Source organism: Nocardia sp. bgisy134 (genome assembly GCF_057708325.1).
Genome location: NZ_JBYIRW010000021.1, coordinates 119,015 through 142,227, shown reverse-complemented (window position 1 = coordinate 142,227; position 23,213 = coordinate 119,015). Strand labels below are relative to the sequence as shown.

The following is a 23,213-nucleotide window of genomic DNA, read 5'->3' as shown; positions in this document are numbered from 1 at the left end:
AGCCGAGAACGTGGCACCTTCGCGCGGATCCACCAGCGATCACAGATTTTGCGGCCACCGGATATCGTCGATCCGTCGACTCGCCCTATTCCGGGGAGGCCGCCATAACGATTGCCAGCAGCGGAACTGTTCGTGCTTCGGGCACCTTGTAGCGATTGCCCTGGACTCGGGTGAGCCACCCGGCTCGAATCAGGGTGCTGATATGAGACTGGTCTGTTCCGGTGGGATTCAGTTCGACGGTGGCCTCCGAAGAAGCCAGAACCTTTCGCACCAGTTCAAGCCTGCGGCCGTGCCCCAGTGCAGAAAGCACGTCTCCCGATTCTCCCAGGGATTGGCCACGATGGCAGCAGGCGGGAGCGCGACCTCCCATTCGCTGCCTCTGCCGTTCGGTAGCTGAACGATACCGAGGTACGACACGACACCACTCGGCTCGAACGACAGACTCTTCAGCATGGCAAGTCCCGGATAATTCCGGTCTCTGGAGCGGCGGCGTTGCAGGAAGGCGGGAACGGCCAAGGAGGCCGTCAGGCCGCAAATGCCGGTGAACATGCTCACCACGCTGGCGATCCGGTCGGCCTGCTCCAGTCCTTGCCGCCACATGACTATCGCCAGCGCGATCAGTCCCAGCGATCCCAGGAAGCTTCCCACCACAATCCACCGCACAAGGACAGTATTGCGCTACGGCAACCGAAACATACAGGCGAACAACGGATTCCCCATGGGCCACTCCACGCACATCCCCCTGGTTGATAGCGAGCGATCCACACGGTCGTCACCATCCGCCACCCTCGGACGCTTCGAACGGGAAAACGACCGCCCACACTCAGCTCGGTTCGTCGGCGGTTATCGCAGGCCCTCCGCGCGCCCGCTGCCCCCTCGTGATCGGCGACAACCTGGTGTACCGCGATGACAATCACCTCACCGTCGGTTGCGCCAGAACACTCGGACCGGTCATCGCCGCACTCGCCGACCGTGCGCTCGCCACTGGCTGAGGTTGTCACGCGGGTCCGAGCGGGGTTCTGCGATCTGGCGCACCCGCCGGATGATCAGCGGAAGGCGTCGGCGTGGGCTGCGGCCCACCGTCCGAACGTGCGCGGTGCCCGGCCGGTGACCTCTTCCACCGTTGGGCGGACGATGGATTCGTCGATGGCCCCGTTCACGTAGAAGTCGAAGAAGGCGTCCACGTACTCGACCGGAGTGGTTCGGAGCATCTCGGCGCGGGCCTCGTCATCGGTGAGGCCCTGGCAGGTGAGATCGCGGCCGGTGGCCTCGGCCAGCATCGCCACCTGCTCGGTGGGTGTGAGTGGCTCCGGTCCCGTGGGCCAGAGGATTTCGCCGTGACGATTGTTTTCGCGCAATACGGTGGCGGCGACAGCACCGAGATCCTGTGGATCCAGCGTGGCCGTACGGACCTCGGGGAACGGCGCCCGAATCACGTCCCCGTCGCGCAGCTGGGGGAGCCAGCGCAGAGCGTTGGAGGCGAAGGCGCAGGGCCGCAGGATGGTCCACGCCGCACCGCACTCGGTGACCTCCCGCTCGGAGGTCATCATGTAGCGGGTGATGGCGTTGGAGGTGTCGCCAGTGCCCGCGGAAACACCGGAGAGCTGCACGATGTGCTCGACACCCGCCTTCACCGCCGCTTGGGCGACGCCCGGGTAACCGGGCAGCAGGAACAGCGCGCGCACGCCCTCGAAGTTCAGTGTCTCCGGTGCAGTGAGGTCGCCGGCCACGGCGTCCGCCCCTCGGGGCACAACGGCGGGCAGGGGATCGCGCACCAGCGCCCGTACGGGCTCGCCGGCTGTGGTCAGGGCTTGCACAACTTCCGCGCCGACATTGCCGGTCGCTCCTGTCACGAGAATCATTGCGCCAATTCTTGTAGCAACCAAGAGATTTCGCGTCTACCGTTGCAGGTTCCTGCAGGCAATCGTGCAGCTTGTTCTCTTCCGCCTTCGGTCGGCGGCGGCCAGGATGTGCGGTATGGATCGCCTGGATGTGACACCTGCACGCGCATGGCCTGGTGTCGATCTCGTGCGTTCCGAGGATGACTGGAGGACCAGTGATGACAGCGGCGTGGGGCGACGGCGTTCGAGAAGGAGTCGAGTCCATGAAGGTCGAGTTCGACAGCGACGGTGTGAAACTCACCGGAAACCTGTTCTTGCCCGTCGGCCGGGATCGGGCGCCGGGTGTGGTGGTGGCGGGGACGTGGACCAGCGTCAAGGAATTGATGGCCGACCGCTACGCTCAACGTCTCGCCGAGCAGGGGTATGCGGCTCTGTCGTTCGATTTCACCGGCTTCGGCGAATCACAGGGCGAGCCACGCGATGTCGAGAACCCGGCACGGAAGGTTCGCGACATCCACCACGCGGTGAGCTTTCTGGCTGGGCACCCGGCCGTCGACGGTGACCGGCTGGGCGCGCTGGGCGTCTGCGCTGCGGCAATGTACATGTCCGACAATGCTGCTCACGATATGCGGGTGAAATCACTAGCGCTGGTGGCGCCGTGGCTGCACGATGCGGCGATTTGCGAGCAAGTCTACGGCGGGGCGGATGCGGTTGCCGCCAAGATCGAGATCGCCCGCGAGGCGCGGTCACGATTCGACGAGACCGGTGAGGTCGACTACGTTCCGGTGGTCAGCGCCACCGACGAACGCGCGGCCATGCCCTACGACATCGACTTCTACCTCAACCCCACCCGCGGCGGAATCCCGGCCTGGCCCAACCGTTTCGCCGTCATGTCCTGGATCGACTGGCTGACCTACGACGCGATCGCGCTGGCTCCGCTCATCGGACAGCCGACCTTGCTGGTGCACAGCGAGGACGCCGCCATCCCGGATGGCGCGCGCCGCTTCCACGCCGGACTGCCCGGACGGAAGGATATTACGTGGACCCAGGGCACTCAGTTCGACTTCTACGATCAGGAACCCCAGGTCACCGTCGCCGTCGATGCCGTCGCCGCCCACTTCGGCCGGACCCTGTGAACCTGAGGACCGGAATGCCCTGGCAACCGAACATCGCCGACCGGGTCGTCCTCGCCCGGCGGCGGTAGGTCCGATCCTGATAGGGAGGACGCACATGGAGATTCGCGACTTCGAGGCCGCCGATCGGCAGGAGCTGCGAGAGTTGTTCACTTGGGCGAGTGAGGGCTCGCCCGTCGCCTCGCTGTGGGGTGATCCGGAATCCGAGGCGGCGATCTACCTCGATCCATACCTGGACCTGGCACCCGAGTCCGTGTTCGTGGCCGTCGCGGGAGGCAAGATCGTCGGATACCTGACGGGCTGTCTGGACAGCTCGAAGTTTCCCAGCGAGGTCGAACGGATCGAGCGGGCCATCCGCACCTACCGGTTGTTCCTACGTCCGACTCCGGCCAGGTTCTTCGGCCGTGCCATGGTCGACACCCTCGCCGCGGCGATTCGCCGCGAGCCGACCGCGAGTGATTTCCAGGACTCGCGCTGGCCCGCGCACCTGCACATCGCAGTGGCGGCCGACGCGCGCGGCACCGGCGCCGCCGCCGCTCTCATGGACCGATGGTTCGCCCGGCTCGACGAGAACGGCTCGCCGGGCTGTCATCTTCAGACTCAGGTCGAAAATGCACGGGCCGTAAGGTTTTTCACCCGAATGGGATTCACTCCGATCGGTTCGGCCCCGCTGATTCCCGGAATGCGCTACCAGGACGAGCGAGTGCACCAGCAGGCCATGGTCCGGCCGGGTGAGCCGACGTAGGGGGCGCATGGGACGGCAGAAGACCCGCGACGGGTCAAAGCCAGTTGCGTTCTTTGGCAAGCAAGGCGGCCTGGAATCGTGTGCGTGCGCCGAGCCGGTCCATCAGGTCGGCGACATGGGTGCGGAACTTGCGCACCGAGACATTGAGCGCGCGTGCCGCCGATTCATCGGTGTCATGGCGGGTGAGCGCCCGCAGGACGCGCTGCTCGGAAGGCGAGACCGGGGCTTCGTCCACGCCGTGGGCGCGTTCCCAGATGCCGTCGAAGACCTCTGCCAGTATCTGGGCCATACCGGTACGGCGGATCTGCAGTACACCGGCCGCCGGTTCGGAGAGATCGGCCGGTACGAAGGCGACCGATCGGTTGACGACGGTCAGCGGCCAGACCGTTTCCGTCGTGACTCGATGCATCTCGCCGAGGGCGTGCCTGCGTCGTGCGTGGGCCGCCTGCCGGGGATCCGTCAAGGCGTGCACGGGGAACAGGATGCGACTGCTCAGTCCAGCCATCAGGAGACGACCGCGCCGGGCGCCGGTATGCGGGGATTCGTCGTGCAGCGCATGGGTCCGCAGGGACGAGAACTCACCAGGGTGATCGGTCAGCAATGCGGTTATCCGCCGGCCGACCTCCAGTCCATGCGGCAGCTGCTCGACCATACCCGCGGGCCGGCCGGTGCGCTGCTCCTCGGTCAACTCCCGCACTGCGTCCCAGGCGGCGGCGAGTCCCTCGAACTGCTTTTGCGCCTGCGTGATTCGCCGTCGCACCAGCAGATCGACCGCTACCTCCGGTGGGACCACCGTGAGGTTCTCGTCCACCAAACCCAAGGTGCGCAGCTCGATGATCACGTTCCGCACGCGGGAGTCGACCTGGCCCGCGCCACCCGCGTGCGAGGAGGCGCCGGGGCGTGTGCGCAGCAGGTGGCGGTACACCCGCTCCTGTTCAACGGTCAGTCCGAGACCGGCGAGGCTCACGCTCGGTGCCTGCCCCACTGCCGCACCGGGTTGGCTTCGCACGCAACGGGATTCGAATGCCTTGTCGGTACTGTCATGGTGGAACCACCCCCGGATGGCGATGACGGAAGAATTTGCGTAGTGTATACGCAAAGTGTATGCCATACGCAATTGAAGCGAGGGGAGCGAAGATGGCCGATGAGCCACCGCGTGTGGCTCGGCTGTTGTGGTCGGGAAATCAACGCTCGGGACGAGGCCGCCGGCCGGCATTGAGCCTGGACCGCATCGTCGGTACGGCTATTGCCATCGCCGACGCGGAAGGCATCGGCGCACTCTCGATGCAACGAGTCGCCAATCAGCTCGGCACCGCGACCATGTCGCTGTATCGGCACGTGCCCAGCAAAGACGACCTCGTGGCGGTGATGCTCGACACCGCGATGGCCGCCCCGCCCGATCTTCCCTCCGACGACTGGCGCGCGGCGCTGGAGCACTGGGCTCGCCGAACCCGCGAGTTGTACCTACGTCACCCCTGGGTGCTGGCGGTCGGCACGAGCAATCGCTGGATGGGCCCGAACGAGGCCGCGTGGGGAGAGGCGGCGATGAGCGCGCTCCTCGATGCCGGGCTGGCGCCACACGGCATCGCCGACATCGTCCTGTCCATCACCGCTTTCGTCGGCGGCGTCGCCCGTCTGGAAATCGATCCGACCCAGGGCCGTGACGCGGTCGGGCACGTCGGTCCGGCCCTCGATCCGGCAATGATCCACCAGTACGGTCGACCCGAGCGCTACCCGGCCTTGCTGGCGATGCTCACAGCAGGTCCCGTCGGCGACCGCGACATCCGCGCTGTCGCCGAGGGCGTGTTCGAATTCGGACTGGGCAAACTGCTCGACGGCATCGCCGCACATCTGACGAGTTGATCCCCGCCCGCCCAACGGGCGCGAATCGGCCGGCTCACCGGCTGTCGGTCACCCTTGGTGGCCTCGGCTCGATACGGGCCTGCGAGTCGGATGCGCTTCGACGACCCGGATCAGCAGGCCGGGGAATCGAGGCCGCGCGACGCGCTGGTGCCCGTGGCGACCCAGGCCTGGGGACAGAGCCGGGCAGCACATGCTGGCGTTGACCGAAGTTCTCGCTGGACCGGACAGCACACACCGGTCACCGAATGGCCGGAAGTACGACATCGGCATCAGTTGACCGGTGACCAGCCGATCTGAGACGTCGCCGGTACAAGACCGCTCGAGTTCGTGGTGCTCGTCGACCGTTCACATGCGCAGGTCGATTCGGTGATAGGGCTCAAAACAGAGCGTATTCGGACTTCGCACTCGATCGCGTCCGGTCGATTCTTTCGCACCACTGGTCGTGCAGTGTTCTCCAGTCTTCGGCGGCGGTGCGGATCCACTTCATTTCCAGCTCTCCCGCAGCCAAAGCGGGTTTCTCCCTTTCGAATTCGTTGTCCGCGTGTGCGGCGCGGTCGACCAGTTCGCTCCATCGATGGAAATCCTGATGTAGTGCGTCTTCGACCTTCCTGCGCATTGCAGCTCCTTCGTGGCTATGGTGATCTTGTGACTCGGTGTCTTGGACAGGGGATCGGGTTCTGCAACGTGGTCGGATAGCGCAGACCCGGTAAGATGAGCCGCTGAGGCTCGCCGATACAGCAGTTCTGGTGTTGTGGAAGCGCTCAGCTGTCCGGCAGCGTCACGCAATCGCGGCCACCGTCTCGTTATTGCTGTCCGCGGCGGTGTCGCGGGGGTCGATCTTCAATATGATGACGAGATGTAAACAAACCTCGCGGGTTGCGAGCCGGCTGCGAACTTCTGCTCGCCGACCTCATGGGCAACTCGCGGGACGTACGGTCGTTTCGACCTAGCGCTTACAGGGCCGCCAACCTGCTCGGCCGTCTTTTTGATATCAGCTTGGTCACAGTTTACGCACATTCGGTTAACTATGTATAGGGGGAAGGTGGGAGCCGCTGTAGAGAACCGCAGGTGCGCCACCTCTCGGTCGCGCATCCAGCGAGTTTGCCAGCGCCGTGTCACGCAACGTTGGGGGTAGGTAATCGGGGCGCCGGATCTCGGAGCCGCTGCGAAGACAGGGACAGGTCCGCGTGCCGGGGCTGCTTCCACAACCACGGCGGTACCGTCAGATATCGGTCCGATGTGGTTCCGCGCCTTACTGTGTGGCAGTCGAACCGCGGACCACAAGGCAACTCGCCCACCGCCAGCTGCGCGCGGACGCGGAACGGCTACTCATCGGCACCAGCACCGACCCCGAATTCGGGGTCCAGCAGACCCAAGGGGAGGCCTTCCTCGAACGCCGCACCGATCTCGGCCGTGCGCTCGCCGACGCCCAGATCGGCCAAGACGTGAAGCCGGCGATCCGCGCCGAGGTCGACAATGCCTCCCGCGAAACGGCGCAACTCCCGATCATGTGACCCGGATCGAACGCAGTGGTGAGCGGCTGCGTGAGCATCTGCTGGCCGAGCTTCGGCGGCGGAAGCTGGAGCCGCCGACGGCGGGCCGGATCGACCGGATTGCGCGCTCGGCGTTGAGCCGCGGTGAGGATGTGCTGTTCGACCGGGTGCTGTCGCGATGCTCGACCCGACCCGTGATCGCCCTCGCTACCCGCGCGGGCGCTGATGCGGGGGATGACCTTCGACTTCAGGAATCCCAGCGTTCGAGGACTTCGGCCGCCGCGCGGTATCCGGATCGGACAGCGCCGTCCATGTAGCCGTTCCAGATGTCGGACGTTTCCGCGCCCGCCCAGTGAATGCGCCCGACCGGTTCGGACAGCGCCGCTCCGTACTGCGTCCAGACGCCTGCGCCCAGTCGGCCGCCGTAACACCCGCGGGTGAATTCCTCTTCCATCCAGTTCTGTTCGACGTACTCGGCCGGTTCTGCGGCCTCGGGACCGAACAGCTTGGTCAGAGTCGCCACGGCGGCAGCCCGTCGTTCGGCCGCGCTCCAACGCGCCGCGGTCCGGGCGTGAGCACCTTCGAAGAATCCGACGATGACACCGCATGATTCGTCCGGCGGCGAGTTGTCGAGGGTGACGTTCAGCGCATCGTCGAGGCTGAAGGCGAACCCGTTGAGGCCCGAGTCGCGCCAGAACGGCGTCGGATAGGCGACCTGGACCTTGATCACCGACCCCATCGGGATCTGCTGGGTGAGTCCGTCACGCGTGGCGGGAAGGGCCGGCTCGTAGCGCAATCGACCGGCCAGGGTCGGCGGTATCGCGACGATCGCATACCCGGCGGTGATCGTTCCGCCGGAGTAGGACACGCTCACGCCGTCTTCGTCGTGGACGATCGAATGGACCGGGACGTCGAGCGAGACGATATCGTCGCCGAGTTCGTCGGCCAGCCGTTCGGAGATCTGATGTGTGCCGCCGACGATACGCAACTCCTGCGCGCCATCGGTCACGCCGACGAGGACGTCGATCATGCCTGCGGACCTGATGTAGAAAAGGAAGTGCAGCAGCGACATCTCGGACGACTCGGCGGAGAACAGCGCGGGCACCACCGCGCCCCAGAACGCGAGCGCTTCCGCGTTCTGCGTGTTGGCCCGCAGCCACTCGTCGACGGTTCGGCGATCCAGCTCGGCCGCTTGCGGAGAAGTCCACGGCGAAGACAGCGAGACGGTTTCGGCCAGCGCTTCGAGTTCGGCCTGCAGGCGACCGACTTCTTCGGCCGCCTCGTCGGACAGGCCGAAGGTTGCATCGCCGTAGCGAGTGACTGTGCCGTTGTAGAGCGTCACCGATTCGCCGTCGTCGTAGGTCGGGAACGTCTTCAGACCGAATTCGTCGACCAGTTTCAATACCTCGGTCTGTGTCTGTCCGATCCACTGTCCGCCCATCTCGAGAGGAACCCCGCTGGACAGCGTGGCCCCGAGATTGCGGCCGGCGACCCGGTCTCGCGCCTCGAGCACCCGCACACTGTGGCCGGCGGCTTTCACCGCTCTAGCCGCGGTCAAGCCGGCAAGACCGGCACCCACTACAACAACGTCGACATCGGTCATGTTCGGATCCTTCACGCGAAACTCGGTCGGTTGTACGACTGTAAGATAGGTCACGCCACTGAGGTGTGCAACAGTTGTGGCGAAGTTCGTCTGCTGAGGGAGCGAGGAGAACCGTGGTTTACGTGAGGGCGTCCGAGCGTGAGGAGCAGATCGTCACAGCGGCCATCAAGGTGCTCAGCGAGGTAGGCGTGCCAGCCACTACGCTGCGCGCGGTCGCGGGCGAGGCCGGTATCCCGCTCGGCACGTTGCATTACGTGTTCCCGACCAAGGACCAGCTGCTGCGTTCGGTCATCACGACGCTCATCCGCGACATCTCCGACGCACTGCGCGCGGAGCTCGAGCTCGACAAGGGGGTCGAGCACGCCCTCCGGCACGGCATAACCAGCTTCTGGAAGAAGCTGGTGGACAATCAGGTCGGGCTGCAGATCATGCAGTACGAGCTGATGGCGTATTCCCTGCGCAGCGAGGCGGAAGGTAGCTTGGCTCAGCTTCAGTACGAGCGCTACAGCTCGGTTGTCACCGAGTTCTGCGAGCAGGCCGCCCAAGCCGCGGGGGAGCGCTGCGCGGTCGGTTTCGACACGCTCGGTCGCCTCGCGCTCGCTCAGATCGACGGGCTGATCTTGCAATACGCGTCCAAGCCCGATCCCGGCCGCGCCCAGCGAGACCTGAATCAGGCGCTGGACATGCTGGTCCTGTTCGCCGATCCGCAGCCGGTCGCGCGCAGCACGGCGCGCCGTGGGAGCCGAGCTCTCACCGACGCGGATTAGCAGTCCGTCAACCCCCGATTCGCCCCCTGTTGCGCCTCGGGTCACATTCGCATTATCGTGATTCGTACGGTTGTCCGACTTAGTGTGTGTCTTTTCACTCGGATCGAAACGAGAAGTCTCACGGAGTCGGGTCGGCCGCGACGGACCAGTCCATCAGGTGCTCGGCTCCGACACATCCCGGATCCAGCCACAGGTTCCTCCCCTTTGTTCGGCCCACGGTTCGCCATCTGGAGTGAGACGCGATGACCCAGAAGAAGATCAACGACACGTCCAACGCCGAGGACATGCCGCGAGCCGTCACGGTTGCCGTGATCGGCGCAGGCATGGCCGGGCTGATCGCAGCCCGTGAGTTGCATCGGCGGGGCATCGAGGTCGTAGTGCTCGAATCGGCCGCGCGGCCCGGCGGGCGGATGATGGCCGAAACCACCGCTCTGAACTCGCGAGTCGACCTCGGCGGCCAGTGGATCGGCCACGGGCATCACCGTTTCGAGGCGCTCGCCGCCGAACTCGGCACGACGGTATTCCAGATGCACACACCCAAGCGGCCCGAGATCGTCGAGGGCGACTTGCGCATCAGAAAACCCAGCCTGGCCACAGCGGCCGCCACCACTGCACTGCTGATCTGGGAGATCACAGCGCGACTCGGAGCACCCCGAGCATGGAGGACGCAGACTGTGCAGTCGTGGCTGCGATACGTGCCGGGACGCCGAGCGCGACGGTTGCTGGAAGTCCTCGTCTCGGTGTCCACCACCGCCGACCTCGACCGTTATTCGATGCACGCTTTCCTCGAGATGATCCGCTACCAGGGCGGCCTCACGACGATGCTCTCCACCGCGGGCGGCGCGCAGGAAAGCCTGGTTCTCGAAGGGGCCGGGACGCTGACCGAAAGGCTGGCCGCCGAACTCGAGGGCAGGGTGGTGTTCGACAGCGCTGTCACGGCGTTGCACCGCGACGAGACCGGCGTGACGATTCACTCGGCATCCGGGACCTATCGCGCCGCCGAAGTCATCGTGGCCGTCCCGCCGCCGATGGCAGCGAGAATCGAACACCACCCCGAACTTCCCACTGCGCGAACCCGATTGCAGGACAACACCTACATGGGCTCGGTGTACAAAGCGATCGCGGTCTACGACCGCCCGTTCTGGCGCGAACGCACACACGCCGAACTGATGGTCCTCACCGATCCCGGTATGGCGGTATTCGACACCTCCCCACCGGGCGGACCCGGCCACCTGTGTGTACTCATCGCGGGCCCCGAAGCGCGCAACCTCGATGGGCTCGACAGCGGCGCCCGCCGCACCGCGGTACTCGGCCCGCTCAGCGCCCACCTCGGCCCCGCCGTCCTGAAACCCGCGGGCTGGCACGAAAAGCCGTGGCACCTGGACGAGTATGTCGGTGGCGGTTACACGGCTCTGCCCGACATCGGACACGACCAGGGATGCTTCCCCGCTTCCTCGGAGCGGGTGGGCCACCTCCACTGGGCGGGAACCGAGACCGCAGGCGAGCACGCCGGATACATCGAGGGTGCTATCGAGTCCGGCGAACGCGCCGCCCATGAGGTCATCGAAACCCTCTCGGAAATCACCACCGGGAACGCGATCGGCTCGCCGACACAGTCATGAAGACCCCGGACTCGCGCAAGGAGCAGGCAATGCCCCAGTCGAAGTACTCCTATCTCGACGTCCGGTCCAGTGTCTCCCCACTCGCGAGCCTCAGACTCCTCGCGGTCGCTCCGAAAGTCGTTGCTTCCCTGGCCGAGTACCGCTGGCGGAATCGCACTCTCCTCCGCCGCTGAGATCCCATGGGGTGACGCGTTACTCGCCCGCTGCGCGACTACCAACAGCGATGTGGTCGTCGACGGCATGCTCGCCCGGGCAGCTCGTCGCTGACTACTCGGGCGCCGGTATCGGATCCGGTCTCAGAACCTCTCGGTCAGCGCCGTGTCGCTTCTTGCTCCAGCAGCTGGGGTGACGGTGGAGATCCTTATCCCACGACGCTGAGGCGGACGAGGGCCAGATCCCACTGACCGTGCTGGTCCGCCCAGGTGGTCACGACCTCGCCGAGGCCGATCGGGTTCCCCTCCGGCGCATCGTCGATCGCGTAGTCGCCGTCCTCCTCGACCACCGCCATGATGCGCAGCGCGTCCTCCCTGGTCCCGTTCGTCCGCACCAGGATCTGCTCCACCCGCCAGTCGGCGCTGCTCAGATCACGCCCCACCAGATCGCGCCCGTCGACCAGCTCCCCGTCGACCTCGAAGATCGTCCCCGGCCCGTCCACCCGCAGCGTCTCGGTGTCCCCGATCATCAGAAAGTCGCTCACCACATCGCGCTCGCCGCGCAGCAGCGCCTGGTCGAGCCACCCCGGATCCCGGTCCAAGCCGACCTCGTCGATGAAGTTCCCCCAGGCATACAGCGCATACGGCATGCTGAGATCCTAAGCGCGCCAGACACTTTCCGGCAATCGAGCCGCAGCGGGACGCGGGACCTCCGCCCCTGGGTCACGTCGTGAGGACCCCGGCCGAGTACCGCCATGTCCACAACCGCCGGGCAACGGATTGCCGCACAGTTCCCGCGACCAGCCCGGCCCGCAGAACCCCATTCCGCCACCGATGTCCGTCCCCTCGTCGTGTCGGCCCAGAGCGGCCCCGGACCCCGCAGACCGGGCAGTGAACCCTCGCGCGAGTCGATTCCCGGTCCGCAACCCGAAACCACGCAGGAAGCGGCATGAGCGTGGGTACGGCTTCTAGATCCGCGAGACCAGGCCACCCCCCACGCATACACTCACACCACCGCCACAATGCGCGCGGCGGTTGATCGTTCGATGCGTTCTCCAACTGCGATACTCCCGAAACGCACCTGTTCGAACGTGCCTATCTGCATGAGGTCAGCATCCTTCCCACCGTTGAACCCACCCGATGTGCCTCCCCGCCAACGGCTCTCAGAAATTTCGAGTTCCCAGATGGCGCGCATTCTCAGGTCGCTTTTGCGTGGCTCGCAGCAGCTTGGAAGTTGAACCGTGACGGGTTGGGGACCGGCTTTGGGCTGTCCTGATGTCGAGTCGCCGACGTTGCCTGCGATCTGGGAGTCACCGAAGCCACCCTGTACCGGTGGAAGCAGCAGGCCCTGGTCGACCGCGACGAGGCACCCGGGACACCCACGGTCGAATCAGCGCAACTGCGAGATCACGACACCTCAGAAATCAAGGATCATGTTGCCGTCTCTATCCAATCTGTTTGCCCAGTCTCGAAGGCGCGCATCACGATTCCAGAGGAACTCAGCCGCGCGCTCGGAAGCGATCAGATTGCTGTGGCCCTGGACGCCGAAGTCATCGATGAACGCCCGGCCAGTGATGATCAACCCGAACAGGGGAGGAATGACAAGGCCACCAGGGTCTTCGACCAGAGCACTGATGGAGGCGGTAACCGGACCGAACTCGTAGCCGGTCAGTTCGCTCTCGGCCAGAGCATCGGCCAGCGGTTTCGTCACCGCGTACGCGCCGCTGTAGGACGTGATCAGTTCGCCGTCAACTGGGTGGTGAAACTCGAAATGAGCCGAGACCACTCGCGGAGGGTCATAGCTGGAGTCTCTACTGACCTGGCCGAAGTCGGCAGGGATCTCGGGGTCGATCAGGTAGAAGGTCATGAGTTACGTCCCCCCCGGGTCGGTATCAGTACGTCAGAGGCCGATGATGATCTCGCCGTTTTCGTCCAGCCCGGACGAATATTCCCGAAGTATCTCATCACGATCGAAGAGGAACTCGGCCGCCTGTTGCGAGGCGATCAGCTTGCTGCGCCCCTTGATGCCGAAGTCGTCGACGAACGCTCGGCCGGTGATGACCAGACCGAACAGCGGCGGGATGACAAAGCCTTCGGAGTCTTCGACCAGCGAGCTGATCGAAGTGGTGACCGGTCCGAACTCGTACCCGTTCAAACCGCTCTGAGCCGATTGTCCGCTCGGCGTGCGGGCGGCTCGGCCGGCTGAGCCAAATGGGTCAGGATGGCCAGTGCTGATGCCGACGGGGAATCGAGTGGGGCTGTGCAGGTGACGAGGGTCTGGTCGGGGTGTTCGACCGACCTCAGTGTTTGTTGGGTGACGGTGAGGCCCCCTATCAGCGGGTGGTGCAGCTGGTAGTGGGCGGTCGCGCATGCCTGGACCCTGTGGTCGTTCCAGAGGGTGCCGAATTCCGGGCTGGCCATGGTGAGGCTGCCGATCAACGACGCCAGTGCTGGGTCGTCGGGGTGGGCGCCAGCGATAAGCCGCAGGTTGCCGACGACTGCGCGGGCCTTGCGCGGCCAATCGGCATAGAGCGCGCGGGTGTCGGGGTCGAGGAACACCATCCGGGTCATGTTCGGTCTGCGACCGGGGACCGCCGGGCAGTCGGGGTCGAGATTCGCGGCGAGCAGGGCGTGGCCGAGCGGATTCCAGGCGAGCACATCGCTGCGGCGACCCAGCACGAGCGCGGGTACCAATGGCATGGCGTTGAGCAGCTCGAGCAGGGCGGGGTCAGCGTGCTCGACGGGTGCCGGGCGCGTGAGGCGGCGGCGGCCTGCGGACTCGGCCAGTGCGTGCAGGTGTCGTCGTTCAGTGGCGGTCAACGCGAGTGCGGCGGCGATGGCGTCGAGGACCTCCGGGGAGGCGTTGCGGGATTTGCCCTGTTCGAGCCGGGCGTAGTAGGACGGGCTGACCCCTGCCAGAAGGGTCAACTCCTCGCGGCGCAGTCCCATGACACGGCGACGTTCGCCGTAGGGCGTGAGCCCCACCTGCTCGGGTCGCACCCTGGCCCGGCACGCCTTGAGGAACGCCCCAAGCTGTCCGGACTGGTCTTCGCGGTCGCTCATCACGTCATTGTCGCTGCCGGATGCAGAGTTGTCCTGACCCTGCCGGGGTGTGGACACCGTTGATGCACCCGCGCCAGCGGCGCCTTCGCAGGGTGTGGTTACCGACGTCGGGCACTTGAAAACTCAGTGGCACGGCCCATGAGCCGTCCGGCACCCGGTCACGGCGTCGGGAACACGCAGCGAAGGAACCTGATGAATGAGATTGTGCTCGGTGATGTCACCGTGTTGCGGGTCGAGGAAATGCACGGGCCGGTGGGCATGACGCCCGATCAGTTCTTCCCCGGCTCGCCCGACCAGCACTGGGACGAGCAGCGGCCGATGCTGGTTCCGGATCACCTCGACCCGGTCGACAACATCGTTCAGGTCGCCATGCAGACCTGGGCGCTGCGCAGCGAAGGCCGGATCATCCTGGTGGACACCGGCATCGGTAACGACAAGACCCGCCCGGCGGTCGAAGCCTGGGACCACCTCGACCTGAGGTATTTGACCAATCTCGCCGCGGCAGGCATCGCGCCCCAGGACGTGAGCCTGGTGATCAACACCCACCTGCATGTCGATCACGTCGGCTGGAACACCCGCCTCGTGGACGGGCAGTGGGTGCCGACATTCCCCAACGCCACCTACCTGATGCCGCGTGCGGACTACGAGCACTGGAATCCGGCCAACAACCCGAACATCGCGGGCGGTGTCAACGAGAACGTGTTCGAGGACAGCGTCGCACCGGTCTACGCCGCAGGCCAGGTGCAGCTATGGGAGGACGAATACGTCGTGGACACGAATCTCACGTTGCGGGCGGCACCGGGGCATACTCCCGGTTCGAGCGTGCTGGTGCTGGCGTCAGGAAGCGACAAGGCACTGTTCGCGGGAGACCTGGTGCATACGCCCCTGCAGATCGCTCACCCCGAACACAACAGCTGCTTCTGCGAGGACCCCGTCGCCGCGAGGGCGACCCGACTTCGGCTGCTGGGTTGGGCGGCCGATCACACCGCGTTGGTGTTGCCCGCGCACTTCAGCGGACACAGCGCCCTCGAAATCGTCCGCGACGCTAGCGCGTTCGCGATCAAGAACTGGGCTCCGCTCCCCGCCTACTGACCGAAGTCGTGCCGCCCCGCACCCGCGCGGGGCGGCGCTGCACTCCTCACACGCTACCCAGATCAAGGCGCTCCATGAAGGCTTCACAATCCGCCGATTCGCAACCCGCCGATATCGTGCGCGAGGTGGAAAGCGGCAGGCTCCGCGGCACTGCGTACCCGACCCACACCGTGTTCTACTCCATCCCTTACGCCGCTGCGCCGGTCGGGATCGGCCGTTTTCAGGCGCCGGCTCCCGTTCGGCCGTGGCTGGGTGTGCGTGCGGCCACCGCGCCGGGGCCGACCGCCCCGCAGCTACCGCGCGGCCGTTTCGGATCACTGGATATCTCGGCGTATTTCGACCCCGGGTGGCGGGTCGGACCCGACTACCTGACTGTCAATATCTGGTCACCCCGCGATGTGTCCGGCGGCGCCCCGGTGCTGGTGTTCCTGCACGGCGGCGCGTTCGTCGCAGGGTCATCGCACTCGCCGATGCTCGACGGCTCCCGATTCGCGCAGCACGGCGTCGTGGTCGTCACGGTGAACTACCGCCTGGGCATTGCCGGGTTCCTCGACATCCCCGGCGCTTTCCCGAATCGGGGCCTCGCCGATGTCGTTGCCGCGTTGGCGTGGGTCAACCGCAACGTCACCGCCTTCGGCGGCGATCCCGCGCGGGTGACCCTGGCCGGTCAGTCCGCCGGGGCGATCCTCACCGCCGCCGCAATCGCCGCACCCGAGGCTGCCGGCCTGTTCGGACGTGCCGTGATGCAAAGCGGCAGCGGCAGCGCAGCATTCAGCCGCGAACAGGCCGCGATCGTGCGTGATGCCGCCGCAGCGACGCTCGGGGTAGCAGCGACACTCGATGGATTCGCCGACTTGACCGATCAGCAGCTCATCGATGCCGTGCCGGAGCTCACCGGTCTCGACCTCGGCACCGCGACCGTCCGTGACCCGCTGCAACGGATTACACCGCTGGGTGTGGTCCTCGACGACCAGCCCGTCACCACCGTGGCCCGCGCAGCGGGCCAACCTGTCGACCTGCTGATCGGCCACAACACCGACGAAGGAAATCTGTATCTGTTGCCCAACGGCGTGGCGGCGGCGGCAACCCTGCAACAGCTGACCGAAGCCGCCGAGTACGCCGACCCCGACCCGGACCGGCTGCTGTCGGTCTACAGGAGGCTGCATCCCACCGCCACACCAGGCAGGCTGCGCTCGATCATCCTGGGGGACGCGGTGTTCGGGACCGGTAGCCGAGCCATGGCCGACAGTCACTCGGCGGCGGGCAAACGCACCTACGCCTATGCGTTCGGCTGGAGCTCGCCCGCGCTTGCCGGGCAACTCGGCGCCACCCACATCGTCGAGCTGCCCTTCGTCTTCGACAACCTGCTACCCACCTTCCAGGGCGCGGACGGGCTACTCGGCACGCCCGCGCCTGCACCGCTGGCCGCCCGAGTACATCGCGCATGGGTCGACTTCGTCACCATCGGTACACCCGGCTGGCCCGAATACCGGCCCGACCGGCGCACCACGCAGCTCATCAACGACGAATGGGCCGTCGTCGACGACCCGTTCGCCGCCGAACGCGACGCCTGGACCCACACCCACCACACCCGAACAGGAACGGCCGATATGGTCGACCAGCGGGTACAGCCGAACCTCCCCGGCGCTCACCCGGGATAACTCCAGCAATGCCGTGAGATGGAAATCCGCGTTGAGCTGGGCCGTCCACTCCTGAAGTGGTATGTATGCCAAGAAATCGGATGCACGGTAATGGGCGCCGGTCGGTGCCTGCTATCCGCCGCTGACCCGCGCGGCCACCGACGTCGCCGTCACGACCCGCCAAGGGCGGTACGTGGTCGTGACGGCGCTCCGGAAACGGCGTTGTCGATCATGTGGCGGCGCGGCCCTCCGAGTCGGCTCGCGGCGGCCGTTGATCATTGGGGTTGTCCGGGTCGGGGTCGCCGAACCACCGCGACGGCGGGTGCTCGCCGTATTCGTCGTGCCAGTCCCACCATTCGTAGGGCGGGGTCTGCGGGTAGCCCTCCGGTGAGTCCTCCCACTGCTCCTGGCGGCCCAGCGCGGTCATGTCGAGGTAGCTCCACGTGGTACCCAGTGCCTCGTCGCCGCGGTTGTGGATGAAGTAGGTGCGGAATACACGGTCGCCGTCGCGGATGAATGCGTTGGTGCCGTGCCATTCGTCCACGCCGAAGTCGGCGTCGAAGTCGTCGGTGATCGTGTACCACGGCATATCCCACCCCATCCGCGCCTTCAACCGCTCGATGTCCGCCTGCGGCGCGCGGGAGGCGTACAGGAGTGTGGTGTCGCGGGCGTTCAGGTGGGCAAGGTTGGGGACATGATCGGCCATCATGGAGCAGCCGCGGCAGGCGTGGTCGGGCCAGCCGTCCACGCCCGGCTCGAAGAAGGCGCGGTAGACGATCAGCTGACGCCGACCCCGGAACAGCTCGAGCAGGCCGGCCTTGCCCTCAGGTCCCTCGAACACGTAGTCCTTGTCCACGGCCTGCCACGGCATCCGCCGTCGCAAGGCGGCCAGCGCGTCGCGTGCGCGGGTCAGCTCCTTCTCCTTCACGAGCAGCTGCTGCCACGCTGCCTCCCACTCCTGTTGCGCGACGATCAGCGGTGTGTTCATTGCGATGACCTTCCTTTCGGTTTTCGGTCGTTCAGGCCAGTGGTGAGATGCCCGCGGAGGTGAGCGTGTTCGCGTGGTGCACCGGGTGTTCGGCAGTCGCGATTTCGAGTATCGACTTGCCCACCTGTTCCGGGGTGAGGGCAGGTCCCGAGGACCGTACGAACGTGTCGACATCGACACCTTGCCGCTCGGCATAGGCCGCCACCGCCGCAGCCCCCAGATCGGTAGCCGGTGTCAGCTGAGGGAGGACGGACACGAACCGGATACCCAGCCCGGCCCGTTCCGACTCGACGGCCGCATAGGTCGTGAGGAACTTGACGGTGGTCTTTGCGCCCGCGTAGCCGCCGCTCAACGGCGACCCGTTGATCGCCGCGCCGCTGGAGATCGCGATTACCGAGCTACCCGGCGCCAGCGGGCGCCGCAGCGCTTCGCGAGTCCAGTGGAACGCCTGGGCTACGTCGACATTCCAGTTCTGACTGAAGGTCTCCCATGTCTGGTCCTGCAAGGGGCTCATCCACGGAGCCGCCCCCGCACACAAGACCACCGTGCGCGGTCGATGCTCGTCGAGGAGCCGGCTGGCAGTCGCGGGATCTGCGGCGTCCGCGGCCACCGCGGTGAAGGTAGCGCCGAGTTCGTCGCGCACGGCGTCGAGATGCGCGCTGGTCCTGGCGACACCGACGATATGTGCACCGGCCGCCGACAGCGCCCTGGCGATACCGCGGCCGAATCCACGGCTGGCTCCGGTCACGATCGCCGTCGTGCCTTCGAGGCCGCCGGGCTCGAGTGTTTCGTTCACGGTCGTATTCGCTTTCGTTGGTGATGTGCTCGAGGTCCCCACTGATTCAGATACGCCGTGGCGTCGCGATTCATCGGTGCGACGCCGAGCAATCGGTCGTGTTGCCTACGCACTTCTTCGGCGATCGAGGGCGAGCCGACCGATGAATTTCGGCCGCCGGACGTATCTGTACTGGTAGGGGGTGCCCATCCCTGCCATATCGAGACCCAGGAGTACGACCGTGCCGGTCCAGGAAGATTTCATCGAGCAGGCGGCGCCGTTCCGTGCCGAACTGATCGCGCACTGTTATCGCATGCTCGGTTCGGTGCATGACGCCGAGGATCTTGTCCAGGAGACGTACCTGCGCGGCTGGCGCGGCTATGCGGCGTTCGAGGAACGCGCGGCGCTGCGGACCTGGTTGTACCGCATCGCGACGACCGCGTGCCTGCGCGCGCTGGAGAACCGCGCCCGCCGGGTGCTGCCGAATGGATTGGGCGCCGGCTCGGTCGACCCCGATGCGGGTCTCGACCGTGACGCCGGTGCTTACCACTGGATGGAGCCGTTGCCCGATGCGTTGACCCCGGAAACGGCACTTGTCGCGAGGGAAAGCGTCCGGCTGGCAGTGGTGACGGCCATGCAGGAGCTGCCTGCGCGTCAGCGGGCCGTGCTGATCCTGCGCGACGTCGTGCAGTTCAGCGCCGCCGAAGTCGCAGACCTGCTCGAAACCACCCCTGTCGCGGTCAACAGCGCTCTGCAGCGGGCACGCGCCCATCTCGCCGAGGTCGCCCCCACCGGCGAAAGCGTGACCGAACCGGACGACGCCGAGCGCCGCGACCTGCTCGACCGGTATTGCGCGGCATTCGAGAACGCCGACCTGGCAGCACTCACCGAGCTACTGGCGGCCGACGTCAGGCTCGAAATGCCGCCGGTGCCGCTGTGGTTCACCGGGCGCGACGCCGTGACCGGGTTCCTTGCCCAGCGTGCTTTCGCCGAACCTGGCGATCTCATGCTGATTCCGACGGCCGCGAACGGACAACCCGCCGTCGCCGAATACCGCCGGGACGCAGGGGACGTCCTGGAGGCCCATTCGATACACGTCATCACCACCGGCCCCAGCGGCGTCGCCGCCATCACCGTCTTTCTCCAACCAAGCCTGTTCGCCGCCTTCGGCATGCCACTGACCCGTCCGAAGGAGCGCCGAGGCGAATGACGGGCGGCGCGCCGACGCGTGGCGAGTGGCGTGATCACGGGCTACCTACTCGGACCCTGGTCGTGCGGGCCTCGACGAGGGTGTCGGTGGGTATCGGTAGCGTCGGGTGCTGTGGAAACTGGGGAACGTATTCAAGAGCTCGCGGACCGCATTGTGGCGCTGCGCGACGCCTACTACCAGGGCTCGCCGTTGGTCGCGGACGCCGAGTACGACGCGATCGAGGACGAGCTCCGTGGCCTGATCGAGGCGCACCCCGGCCTCACGCCCGACCCGAATCCGCTGGAGCAGGTCGGCGCGCCCGCAGTGCTGCACGCCCCGATCCGGCACTCGCGTCCGATGTTGTCCCTCGAGAAGGCGACCAAGCCCGAGCAGGTCGCGGCGTTCTTCGACCGCTTCCCCGGCCAGCCGGTTGTGGTGATGCCCAAGCTCGACGGCTTGTCCCTGGCCGTGGTCTTCGAGGACGGGCGGCTGGTGCGTGCCGTGACCCGCGGTGATGGCACCACCGGTGACGACGTGACCGTGCTGGTCCGGGCGTTGGTCGATGGCGTCCCCGAGCGGATCGATGTCCCGGGGCGGGTGGAGGTGCGTGGCGAGGCGGTGATGCTGCGTTCGACCTTCCTCGCCTACAACACCGCCCATCCGGACAAGCCGCTGATCAACCCGCGTAACGCCGCTGCGGGCACGTTGCGGGCGAAGGACGCGGCCACGGTCTCCGAGCGGCGCCTGCGATTCTTCGGATTCGACTTGGATACCACTGCCGGCGGCGCCGCGGTCGACTTGGCGGAGGGGCTGCGGGCGCTGGGGGTCGCGGGTGCGCAGATGCGGCTCTGCGCCGACGCCGAGCAGGCGCAGGCGGCGATCGCCGCGATCGAGCAAGGTCGCAACGAGCTGGACTACGACCTCGACGGCGCGGTGCTGCGGCTGGCCGACCGCGACGCCTACGCGGCAGCCGGTACTCGGTCGAACTCCCCACGCGGCGCGCTGGCGTTCAAGTTCGCCGCCGAGGAGAAGACCACGTTGCTGGCCGACGTGGTCTGGGACGTCGGCAAGACGGGCAAGATCGTCCCGGTCGCCTGGCTGGAGCCGGTGTTCGTGGGCGGCACGACGGTCACGAAAGCCACGCTGGCCAACCAAGAGGTGATCCGCGCCCGCGACATCAAGGTCGGTGACACGGTACTGGTGCGCCGCGCGGGCGACGTGATCCCGTTCGTGGCGGGCGTTCTCGACGCCTCCAAACGCACGGGCGAGGAGCGCGAGATCGTCCCGCCCACCACCTGTCCCTCGTGCGAGCAGCCGGTCATCGAGCAGGGCAACAGCCGAGAACTGTTCTGCACCAACGTCTCCTGCCCCGCGCAGACGGTGCGCAGGCTCATCCACTGGGCGTCGCGGGCCGCGGCCGACATCGACGCCATCGGGCAGGTGTGGATCGAACGCCTGGCCGAGGCGGGCATCCTGGAGCGCCCGTCGGACTTCTACACGCTGACAAAGGAGCGCCTGCTCGAGTTCGACCGCGTCGGCGAGGTCTCGGCCGCGCGCATGATCGACTCGATCGATGCCAGCCGCCAGGTCGGCCTGCGCCGCGCCCTGATCGGCCTGGCGATCCCGATGGCCTCCGACGGCACTGCCGCTCGCCTGGCCCGGGCGGGATTCGGCTCCCTGGAGGAGGTCGCCGACGCGGGCGAGGAACGGCTCGTGGCGGTGGAGGATATCGGACCGAAGGTCGCCGCCTCACTGGTCGCGCACCTGGATCGCCTGCGTCCGGAACTCGAGCGGCTGCGAGAGGCGGGCGTCTGTCTGGACGTGCGCGAGGAGGATCTTCCCCCGGTCGTTGCGGCAGGCGCGCCGCTGGAAGGCAAGACGGTGGTGATCACCGGCGCGATCAGCGACCCACGCTCCGGCGAGAAGGTCGCCCGCCCGACGTTCCAACGCCTGTGCGAGAAGGCGGGCGCGACGTCGGCCTCCTCGGTATCGGCGAGCACCGATCTGCTGATCACCGGTGCGGGAGTCGGTGAGAGCAAGCTGACCAAGGCGGAGAAACTCGGCGTCGAGGTCGTCGACCAGGGCGAGATCTGGAACCTGCTGATCGCCGCCAAGGTCATCTAGACCTCGGCGGGCCCGGCCGGTGTGACAAAGAGCGATAGTTGGCCACTCAGAACGATAGTTGGCCACTTATCGGTGTGTCGTTTGCCACCGTCGTTGGACCACCACGTTGCCAGTCGTTGGACCACCAACAGCCGTCCAGAAGTGGAACGGATTATCGCACTGCCGATTGGCGAATGCAGCGTTCCCGAACGACCAGTATGCGGCATTTCAGTGCTTTCGGGCGGTCCCGGATGGCGATCCGATGTGCTCGGTGCCGAGGGCCACCTCGCCTGCGCGGCAAGAATGGTCGCCAGTGGCAGCAAGTCCGGTGTTCTGCTGACCCTCGCGGATCAGGCCGGCGAGCCGCTCGGACGTCAACGGAGCCACGGGAAGTCCGCGCTGAGGACAGTGATCAAGCATCCAGACGATCGAATGGTTGTCGGTGGGGTCTGCCACCATGACCCATATGGCGACAACCGATCCCCTGGCCCCATTTCAGTGGCTCAACGCATCCGAGAGCCAAGCGGGCCCGCTGGGCGTGATCTTCAGCGTCGGCTTCTTCCGAAACCTGGACCCGTCGGAGGTGGTGCGCCGCTTCAGCAACGGTGGCGCCGCCGGCCAGGAGTCGGACTTCGAAGAGCTCAACGACAGCGGCAAGACCGGCGGCGGGGAAGGCGGCGGTTACGTGGGCGTGTTTCGGGCCGGTGCCTGGAGCGTGGCCATCGAACCGTGCGGGTGGTGGGTGACTGACCACAAGACGCTGGCGGAGCTATCGCGAGACTGTGAGGTCCTGGCGATCACCCGACATGACTACGCCGTGCACAGCCTCGAGTACGCGATCGGCGGGACGATCGTGACCGGCCACCGACTGTGGTACCCGCATATCCGTTGGGGTAGCGAGCCCGACCGGCTCAACGACTACATGCGCGAGCTGGGCATGGAGCTGGACATGACCGACGATGACTACATTTATGACGCCGATGAGGATGAACCCGAGAGCAATTCGGACGCCTGGGACATCAGCCTCAGCACCGGCGTGCCGAGGGCCTTCGCCCTGGCGGCGAAGGTCACCGGAGTGTCGTTCACCGCAGACATGCTGGACCAGCCCCTGCTCATCGGGCCTATCGCCCACCGCCGGTAGTAC

The 23,213-nt window shown here is 66.4% G+C and carries 22 protein-coding genes; 11 read left to right on the top strand and 11 right to left on the bottom strand.

The genetic code is table 11. The features are described from left to right. Positions 1–228: 228 nt before the first annotated feature. Positions 229–648 (bottom strand): hypothetical protein, encoded by a 420-nt coding sequence (locus AC3ERS_RS30490; protein WP_431971578.1) that lies wholly within the window; start codon positions 646–648, stop codon positions 229–231. A 398-nt stretch (positions 649–1,046) separates the two neighbouring features. Next, a complete protein-coding gene (locus AC3ERS_RS30485) occupies positions 1,047–1,862 on the bottom strand; it encodes an NmrA family NAD(P)-binding protein (protein WP_431971577.1) in 816 nt (271 codons plus the stop codon). 242 nt (positions 1,863–2,104) lie between these two features. Here AC3ERS_RS30485 and AC3ERS_RS30480 point away from each other — a divergent pair, with 242 nt between their 5' ends. Together AC3ERS_RS30480 and AC3ERS_RS30475 are read left to right on the top strand one after the other, a co-directional pair. Continuing rightward, positions 2,105–2,977 (top strand): alpha/beta hydrolase, encoded by an 873-nt coding sequence (locus tag AC3ERS_RS30480; RefSeq protein ID WP_431971576.1) that lies wholly within the window; start codon positions 2,105–2,107, stop codon positions 2,975–2,977. 94 nt (positions 2,978–3,071) lie between these two features. Continuing rightward, positions 3,072–3,719, top strand: coding sequence for a GNAT family N-acetyltransferase (locus AC3ERS_RS30475; RefSeq protein WP_431971575.1), 648 nt, complete (start codon positions 3,072–3,074; stop codon positions 3,717–3,719). Positions 3,720–3,753: 34 nt separating this feature from the next. On the opposite strand, the gene AC3ERS_RS30470 is transcribed toward AC3ERS_RS30475, so the two are convergent. Beyond that, complete coding sequence (locus tag AC3ERS_RS30470) at positions 3,754–4,935, bottom strand: helix-turn-helix transcriptional regulator (protein ID WP_431971574.1); 1,182 nt, start codon at positions 4,933–4,935, stop codon at positions 3,754–3,756. Between AC3ERS_RS30470 and AC3ERS_RS30465 the strand changes: the two genes are divergently transcribed. Continuing rightward, positions 4,935–5,582, top strand: a complete 648-nt coding sequence (locus AC3ERS_RS30465) for a TetR/AcrR family transcriptional regulator (protein ID WP_431971573.1) — start codon at positions 4,935–4,937, stop codon at positions 5,580–5,582. The two genes, AC3ERS_RS30470 and AC3ERS_RS30465, sit on opposite strands and share 1 nt — an antisense overlap. 376 nt (positions 5,583–5,958) lie before the next feature. On the opposite strand, the gene AC3ERS_RS30460 is transcribed toward AC3ERS_RS30465, so the two are convergent. Further along, positions 5,959–6,198: a hypothetical protein gene (locus AC3ERS_RS30460; RefSeq protein ID WP_431971572.1), complete on the bottom strand. Its 240-nt coding sequence runs from the start codon at positions 6,196–6,198 to the stop codon at positions 5,959–5,961. A 643-nt stretch (positions 6,199–6,841) separates the two neighbouring features. Here AC3ERS_RS30460 and AC3ERS_RS30455 point away from each other — a divergent pair. Then, the gene (locus AC3ERS_RS30455; RefSeq protein ID WP_431971571.1) at positions 6,842–7,096 is read left to right on the top strand and encodes a hypothetical protein; all 255 of its coding nucleotides are present in this window, start codon (positions 6,842–6,844) and stop codon (positions 7,094–7,096) included. Positions 7,097–7,322: 226 nt separating this feature from the next. Here the strand turns inward: AC3ERS_RS30455 and AC3ERS_RS30450 are convergent, their stop codons facing one another. After that, positions 7,323–8,678: a flavin monoamine oxidase family protein gene (locus AC3ERS_RS30450; RefSeq protein ID WP_431971570.1), complete on the bottom strand. Its 1,356-nt coding sequence runs from the start codon at positions 8,676–8,678 to the stop codon at positions 7,323–7,325. A gap of 113 nt (positions 8,679–8,791) precedes the next feature. Between AC3ERS_RS30450 and AC3ERS_RS30445 the strand changes: the two genes are divergently transcribed. Further along, positions 8,792–9,445: a TetR/AcrR family transcriptional regulator gene (locus tag AC3ERS_RS30445; RefSeq protein ID WP_431971569.1), complete on the top strand. Its 654-nt coding sequence runs from the start codon at positions 8,792–8,794 to the stop codon at positions 9,443–9,445. Between the two features lie 242 nt (positions 9,446–9,687). After that, the gene (locus tag AC3ERS_RS30440) at positions 9,688–11,067 is read left to right on the top strand and encodes a flavin monoamine oxidase family protein (protein WP_431971568.1); all 1,380 of its coding nucleotides are present in this window, start codon (positions 9,688–9,690) and stop codon (positions 11,065–11,067) included. A gap of 361 nt (positions 11,068–11,428) precedes the next feature. Here AC3ERS_RS30440 and AC3ERS_RS30435 read toward each other — a convergent pair whose 3' ends face one another. The 4 genes from AC3ERS_RS30435 to AC3ERS_RS30420 all read right to left on the bottom strand — a co-directional run bounded on the left by AC3ERS_RS30435 (position 11,429) and on the right by AC3ERS_RS30420 (position 14,282). Next, positions 11,429–11,869, bottom strand: coding sequence for a hypothetical protein (locus AC3ERS_RS30435; RefSeq protein WP_431971567.1), 441 nt, complete (start codon positions 11,867–11,869; stop codon positions 11,429–11,431). A gap of 767 nt (positions 11,870–12,636) precedes the next feature. After that, entirely contained in the window at positions 12,637–13,086 is a 450-nt protein-coding gene (locus AC3ERS_RS30430; RefSeq protein WP_431971566.1) for a hypothetical protein, read from the bottom strand. A 33-nt stretch (positions 13,087–13,119) separates the two neighbouring features. Next, complete coding sequence (locus tag AC3ERS_RS30425) at positions 13,120–13,374, bottom strand: hypothetical protein (RefSeq protein ID WP_431971565.1); 255 nt, start codon at positions 13,372–13,374, stop codon at positions 13,120–13,122. Continuing rightward, positions 13,371–14,282: an MmyB family transcriptional regulator gene (locus AC3ERS_RS30420; protein WP_431971564.1), complete on the bottom strand. Its 912-nt coding sequence runs from the start codon at positions 14,280–14,282 to the stop codon at positions 13,371–13,373. Before AC3ERS_RS30420 ends, AC3ERS_RS30425 begins: the two co-directional genes overlap by 4 nt. A gap of 192 nt (positions 14,283–14,474) precedes the next feature. Between AC3ERS_RS30420 and AC3ERS_RS30415 the strand changes: the two genes are divergently transcribed. Together AC3ERS_RS30415 and AC3ERS_RS30410 are read left to right on the top strand one after the other, a co-directional pair. Continuing rightward, entirely contained in the window at positions 14,475–15,374 is a 900-nt protein-coding gene (locus AC3ERS_RS30415) for an MBL fold metallo-hydrolase (protein ID WP_431971563.1), read from the top strand. A gap of 74 nt (positions 15,375–15,448) precedes the next feature. Beyond that, entirely contained in the window at positions 15,449–17,035 is a 1,587-nt protein-coding gene (locus tag AC3ERS_RS30410; RefSeq protein ID WP_431971562.1) for a carboxylesterase/lipase family protein, read from the top strand. Positions 17,036–17,243: 208 nt separating this feature from the next. Here AC3ERS_RS30410 and AC3ERS_RS30405 read toward each other — a convergent pair whose 3' ends face one another. Together AC3ERS_RS30405 and AC3ERS_RS30400 are read right to left on the bottom strand one after the other, a co-directional pair. Further along, positions 17,244–18,002, bottom strand: a complete 759-nt coding sequence (locus tag AC3ERS_RS30405) for a DUF899 domain-containing protein (protein ID WP_431971561.1) — start codon at positions 18,000–18,002, stop codon at positions 17,244–17,246. Between the two features lie 31 nt (positions 18,003–18,033). Next, the gene (locus AC3ERS_RS30400) at positions 18,034–18,798 is read right to left on the bottom strand and encodes an SDR family oxidoreductase (protein ID WP_431971560.1); all 765 of its coding nucleotides are present in this window, start codon (positions 18,796–18,798) and stop codon (positions 18,034–18,036) included. 220 nt (positions 18,799–19,018) lie between these two features. Between AC3ERS_RS30400 and AC3ERS_RS30395 the strand changes: the two genes are divergently transcribed. The 3 genes from AC3ERS_RS30395 to AC3ERS_RS30385 all read left to right on the top strand — a co-directional run bounded on the left by AC3ERS_RS30395 (position 19,019) and on the right by AC3ERS_RS30385 (position 23,210). After that, a complete protein-coding gene (locus tag AC3ERS_RS30395; RefSeq protein WP_431971559.1) occupies positions 19,019–19,987 on the top strand; it encodes an RNA polymerase subunit sigma-70 in 969 nt (322 codons plus the stop codon). A gap of 111 nt (positions 19,988–20,098) precedes the next feature. Then, complete coding sequence (gene ligA, locus AC3ERS_RS30390) at positions 20,099–22,090, top strand: NAD-dependent DNA ligase LigA (RefSeq protein ID WP_431971558.1); 1,992 nt, start codon at positions 20,099–20,101, stop codon at positions 22,088–22,090. A 445-nt stretch (positions 22,091–22,535) separates the two neighbouring features. After that, positions 22,536–23,210: a DUF6461 domain-containing protein gene (locus AC3ERS_RS30385; protein ID WP_431971557.1), complete on the top strand. Its 675-nt coding sequence runs from the start codon at positions 22,536–22,538 to the stop codon at positions 23,208–23,210. Positions 23,211–23,213 lie beyond the last annotated feature (3 nt).